This window comes from Bacteroidales bacterium, from assembly GCA_013314715.1.
Classification (GTDB): Bacteria; Bacteroidota; Bacteroidia; order Bacteroidales; family GWA2-32-17; genus Ch61.
Genome location: JABUFC010000076.1, coordinates 1 through 6,748 on the forward strand (window position 1 = coordinate 1; position 6,748 = coordinate 6,748).

The window sequence follows — 6,748 nt, forward strand, 5'->3', positions numbered from 1 at the left end:
GTAGCACTGGCAAAGATAAAAGATTTAGAACAAAAACTCGAAAAGCTTGAAGCTATGATATATAAGCTAACTATAAATAACAATTGATATGAAACGATATACTTACATTTTATTTTTCATTTTTGCAACAACAGTGCACGCCCAGCCACAACGAACCTTTCACTGGTATTTTGGTGGTGGCGCTGGTATTGACTTTAGCAGTGGGCAAGCTGTTGCCGATACAAACGGACAGATAAACACGTGGGATGGTTGTGCTACTATGTCTGACGAGAACGGCAACTTATTATTCTATACCGATGGTTCAACAGTATGGAACCGAAACCACCAGATAATGCCAAACGGAATTGGTCTGATGGGACATTGGAGTAGTCATCAAAACAGTTTAATAGTACCTAAACCCAAAGACCCAAGAATTTATTACATTTTTACAACCGATGCATGGGAAAATAATTTTCAAAACGGCTTGCGTTATTCAGTAGTTGATATGAGTTTAGATAATGGACTGGGTGCAGTAACTACAAAAAATATTCTTCTTGTAGCTCCAACACACGAGCAATTGGCTGCAACGTATCATGCAAACTGCAAAGATATATGGGTTATTACCCACAAACGTGATGAAGAAAAATTTTATGCATATCTTGTAACTGAAAATGGGGTTTCAAATTCACCTGTTGTTACTGAAATTGGGAATGCAACTCAATTGTTATGGGGTTGTTCTGGAATGAAAATATCGCCAGATGGTAGTAAAATTGTATCGAGTAATTATTGGGATTGGTTAAATACAGGTATCATGGATACTATTGAGCTATATGATTTTGATAATACTTCAGGAATTTTATCGAATAGAATTACATTAACAACTGATACTGTATGTGTTGCATTAACATTTTCACCTAATAGTTTAATTTTATTTTCTATCGGAGCTGGTGTAACAATTAACGGTATTCGTTTATATCAATTTGATTTAAATTCACCTGATATTAATGCTTCCCAACAAATTGTTTATTATTCAGAACAAGCAATTGGTGTTTATGACGCTCAAATAAATCCATTTAGAAATGAAATATTTTTAACAAATGCAAACAATGATAATTTACCGATAATACGAAATCCAAATCTTATGGGAGTTTCATCTAATTGTGAGTACCCTGCTTTTTCATTAAATGGTCGTTTATGTGCTGCATGTTTCCCCAATTTTATTTCTTCCTATTTTGATACCGATTCAACAAGTTGTTTTCCAACATCAGTCAATGAAAATTTTACAGAAGCATCAGATGTTTTTATTTATCCAAATCCGGCTGTATATATAGATAAAATTACCATACAAACAAATAATAAAGTCTTAACAAAAATAAAACTATTAACCTTAACAGGAAAGGAGGTGTTCATAAAAAAAGTAAATCAACAAAATGAGGTATTGTTCGATATATCGAGCATACCTTCGGGTATTTATCTGTTACAGATAATTACCGATAAAGCAACCGAAAACAAAAAACTTGTAATTCAAAACAAATGATGGTTTAACCTTTTAAATATTACAATTATGAAACAAAGATTAGTATTATTGGGGCTTTTGTGCATCCCCTTGATAAATTTTGCACAATTTAATTCCACGGGACCAAATTGGGATAAATGGGGGAGAACAGATGCTATTATACCTGGCAACAATATCAAAGCCATAGGTATCGGCAATTTCACAAGCTTTCCCAGAGCAGCTTTACATGTAAATGCGAATCTTTTGACTCCTCCCACCCACCCAAACACCATGTTTGCCCCCGGCGAGCTCTTCCGCACCGATGGACCTTCTGGCAATGTGAACGCATGGCGTATGTTCACCGGCAGCGGTAGTGTGGCTACGGAGAAGTTTGCCGTCTATGTGCCGGCAGGTAGTAATCATCTGATGCTGCAAGCCTCCGCTGGCGATTTACGATTCAATACCGGTGGAGCCAACACCCGTATGACCATTTCCGGCACTACCGGTTTTGTAGGCATTGGTACTAACTTCACTACTCCGCAGGCATTGCTGCATGTGAATGGAACGGTTCGTATTGACTCTCTGCCAGCAGATAACACGATTTCCACAATTGTTGTTACCGACAGCGAAGGCAACCTGAAAAGCAGAGATATCAAAGACCTTGAAAAAGCACTGGCAAAGATAAAAGATTTAGAACAAAAACTCGAAAAGCTTGAAGCTATGATATATAAGCTAACTATAAATAACAATTGATATGAAACGATATACTTACATTTTATTTTTCATTTTTGCAACAACAGTGCACGCCCAGCCACAACGAACCTTTCACTGGTATTTTGGTGGTGGCGCTGGTATTGACTTTAGCAGTGGGCAAGCTGTTGCCGATACAAACGGACAGATAAACACGTGGGATGGTTGTGCTACTATGTCTGACGAGAACGGCAACTTATTATTCTATACCGATGGTTCAACAGTATGGAACCGAAACCACCAGATAATGCCAAACGGAATTGGTCTGATGGGACATTGGAGTAGTCATCAAAACAGTTTAATAGTACCTAAACCCAAAGACCCAAGAATTTATTACATTTTTACAACCGATGCATGGGAAAATAATTTTCAAAACGGCTTGCGTTATTCAGTAGTTGATATGAGTTTAGATAATGGACTGGGTGCAGTAACTACAAAAAATATTCTTCTTGTAGCTCCAACACACGAGCAATTGGCTGCAACGTATCATGCAAACTGCAAAGATATATGGGTTATTACCCACAAACGTGATGAAGAAAAATTTTATGCATATCTTGTAACTGAAAATGGGGTTTCAAATTCACCTGTTGTTACTGAAATTGGGAATGCAACTCAATTGTTATGGGGTTGTTCTGGAATGAAAATATCGCCAGATGGTAGTAAAATTGTATCGAGTAATTATTGGGATTGGTTAAATACAGGTATCATGGATACTATTGAGCTATATGATTTTGATAATACTTCAGGAATTTTATCGAATAGAATTACATTAACAACTGATACTGTATGTGTTGCATTAACATTTTCACCTAATAGTTTAATTTTATTTTCTATCGGAGCTGGTGTAACAATTAACGGTATTCGTTTATATCAATTTGATTTAAATTCACCTGATATTAATGCTTCCCAACAAATTGTTTATTATTCAGAACAAGCAATTGGTGTTTATGACGCTCAAATAAATCCATTTAGAAATGAAATATTTTTAACAAATGCAAACAATGATAATTTACCGATAATACGAAATCCAAATCTTATGGGAGTTTCATCTAATTGTGAGTACCCTGCTTTTTCATTAAATGGTCGTTTATGTGCTGCATGTTTCCCCAATTTTATTTCTTCCTATTTTGATACCGATTCAACAAGTTGTTTTCCAACATCAGTCAATGAAAATTTTACAGAAGCATCAGATGTTTTTATTTATCCAAATCCGGCTGTATATATAGATAAAATTACCATACAAACAAATAATAAAGTCTTAACAAAAATAAAACTATTAACCTTAACAGGAAAGGAGGTGTTCATAAAAAAAGTAAATCAACAAAATGAGGTATTGTTCGATATATCGAGCATACCTTCGGGTATTTATCTGTTACAGATAATTACCGATAAAGCAACCGAAAACAAAAAACTTGTAATTCAAAACAAATGATGGTTTAACCTTTTAAATATTACAATTATGAAACAAAGATTAGTATTATTGGGGCTTTTGTGCATCCCCTTGATAAATTTTGCACAATTTAATTCCACGGGACCAAATTGGGATAAATGGGGGAGAACAGATGCTATTATACCTGGCAACAATATCAAAGCCATAGGTATCGGCAATTTCACAAGCTTTCCCAGAGCAGCTTTACATGTAAATGCGAATCTTTTGACTCCTCCCACCCACCCAAACACCATGTTTGCCCCCGGCGAGCTCTTCCGCACCGATGGACCTTCTGGCAATGTGAACGCATGGCGTATGTTCACCGGCAGCGGTAGTGTGGCTACGGAGAAGTTTGCCGTCTATGTGCCGGCAGGTAGTAATCATCTGATGCTGCAAGCCTCCGCTGGCGATTTACGATTCAATACCGGTGGAGCCAACACCCGTATGACCATTTCCGGCACCAATGGTTTCGTAGGCATAGGCAATGGGTTTACGAACCCGCAAAACTTATTGCATATACACGAAAGTTTAAATAATGATGTATTTCTGCAAATTTCGAATTTAGCAAGTCAAAATGTAAGTGATCCGGGCATGCCCTATGGTTTAGCATTAGGTTTAAATGGTCCTACAAAAACACGAGTAGAGTTGCGTCAATTTTCTTACGATGATATTTTGTTCAGAATAGAGCACCCTGGAGATAATATTTTACGAAATATTTTAATTATGAAACCCAATGGTAATACGGGAATTTTTACTACAACCCCAATTGCCAAATTACATGTAAATGGTGTTTTAGAAGAAATGCCTTATATCCCTAATACCGGAAATTTATTTGTTACTACTGGTCCCTTAGGGGCGGAGAACTCATGGCGTATGATTACTAAAATAATAGGAGGTACGGGACCACTTATGGAAGTAGGTAAATTGTGGACAATAAGTCAGAATAATAATGTACAAGATTTTCATTTGCAAGCTTCAAGGGGTAATCTGGTTTTTCACTCCAATACCAATGAAACTAACGGTTATGAAAGGATGAGAATAATGGGTACTCATGGATCAAATTCTTATACTAAGGTATCAATAAGTGCCGATCCTCTTAATCCGATTGATGGTAGTATAATACCACCTACAAATACTTTTTTAGCTGCTTTATTACATATTGGATGTAGGGTTCCGCAAGGAAATGGAGGATATAGAACTTGGATGAATATTGATAATATTGATAGTAAAGGTTACGGAATGTATATTTCTTCTATAAGTGATAATATTTATTTAGGATTAAAAAAGGTAGGCAATACTCAGGATGATTATCAAGCAGTAATAAACTGGGGTAATCAGGCTCTGAATACAAATGGTTCCAATAGTAAATTACGTTTTGTTTATACTTTAACATCTGCTCTAAATTTGCCGGCAAGCAATTTTAATGGTTTAGAAACAGCTCAGATTGTATCAGATGGTATATTGTCGCAATTTGGAATTGGCGATTTTGAAACAACGCAAAATGACCCTAAACGACAACTCGATGTTTATGATAATGGACTAGATGTTACCAATGGTCGTCCACAATTTCGGTTATCCCAAGAATTAAATTCAGATGCCAATCTGGGTACTTATACTGATTTTCAAACAACGGGTGTAAATAATAATTATGATGAAGCAGGAACAGGATTAGGCGGACATTTACTCATAAATCCGAGAAATAAAGGTGCTATGAAAACTGTTGCCATCAATATGCTTGATAATGCTACACAGCTTAATACTAATTTGGCACTAGATGTTAATGGGCAGGTAAACATACGATCCGTTGATCAGAATGATAATTTAAACCAAGTACTTGTTATTGATCCTTCAAGTCATAACCGTGTTATGTGGCGAGATGCTTCTACATTAGGAGGTGGTGGTAATGATTATGATTGGGAATACGTAGCAAACGTTGGTGTTTTCTCAGGTCATCCAAATTCAGGCGGTTTTAATGATAAAAATGTTTACGTAGGTCTTCCTGTCTCTTATGCAAGTCTGTTAGAAAGAGCAGTAAAATTTGGCGTTTATGGTGATCAATCAGGTTTAGGGGCTACGGGTTTACCGGGACTTATACTAGGTGGTTTTAGAAATAAAATGGTACATTTAAGCGGTGGCACTGGACAATCAAGAGCTTACGGCGTTTTCGCTGAAACTTTAGGATATGGTTTAAGTGTTGATAATTCAATGAATGTCGGTGTAGGTGGTAATGCTGGTGGTGCTTACACTAATTATGGTGGCAGGTTTTTAATTGAAAACCCAACAGGAAATTTAAATTGTGCTGTTTATGCATATTGTCCTTCAGATGGTTCCGGTGGTTATAACTATGCAGGTTATTTCAATGGAGATTTGGAATATACAGGATTTTTGGGGCAAGTATCAGATATAAATTTCAAGAAGAATATTACAACTATAACAAATGTTCTTCCCATTATTAACCAGTTAAATCCAGTTTCGTTCGAATTTGAAACAAACCAATCATATAATTTGAATTTACCATCAGGTGTTCAATTTGGTTTAATAGCTCAAGATGTAGAGCCATTGCTACCCGAGGTTGTATCGAATAATCATATTCCGGCTCAGTTTAATGAAAGTGGGACATTAATAACCGATTCGTTTTCTTATAAATCAATTGATTATGTAAAACTTGTTCCATTAGTAATAGCTTCTATTAAAGAACTCAATCACGAAAATGATAGTTTAAAACAAATTATTCAGAACTACGATTCAAGGCTCAATGCTATTGAAAATATGCTTTTGCAATGTTGCTCTGAAAATAAATCGACCTCTGTTAGTGTTATACTTCAAACACGTCCGGTTGTAATACCTGTTTCTGATAAAACTGTTCTTAATCAGAATCAGCCCAATCCATTCCAGACGATTACTACTTTTAGTTATGTATTAGGAGAAGAAGGTAACGTACAGTTGATAATTGATGATTCATACGGACGCAGAATAACTAACTTGGTAAATGAATATCAACAGACTGGTAATTATAGTGTCGATTGGGATGCCAGTAAGCAACAAGCAGGTTTATATTTCTACTCGTTAATGGTCAATGGTAAAGTTTTAGAGAA

At 36.0% G+C, this 6,748-nt stretch carries 4 protein-coding genes; all 4 read left to right on the top strand.

Going from position 1 to position 6,748, the window contains the following annotated elements; genetic code table 11:
• The first annotated feature begins 88 nt into the window (after positions 1-88).
• Positions 89-1,516 (top strand): T9SS type A sorting domain-containing protein, encoded by a 1,428-nt coding sequence (locus HPY79_11995; protein NSW46526.1) that lies wholly within the window; start codon positions 89-91, stop codon positions 1,514-1,516.
• Positions 1,517-1,543: 27 nt separating this feature from the next.
• On the top strand, positions 1,544-2,227 hold the full coding sequence (locus tag HPY79_12000; GenBank protein ID NSW46527.1) for a hypothetical protein: 684 nt from the start codon (positions 1,544-1,546) through the stop codon (positions 2,225-2,227).
• A 1-nt stretch (position 2,228) separates the two neighbouring features.
• Positions 2,229-3,656: a T9SS type A sorting domain-containing protein gene (locus HPY79_12005; protein ID NSW46528.1), complete on the top strand. Its 1,428-nt coding sequence runs from the start codon at positions 2,229-2,231 to the stop codon at positions 3,654-3,656.
• Positions 3,657-3,683: 27 nt separating this feature from the next.
• A partial coding sequence (locus HPY79_12010; protein NSW46529.1) for a tail fiber domain-containing protein occupies positions 3,684-6,748 on the top strand: 3,065 nt, incomplete at its 3' end.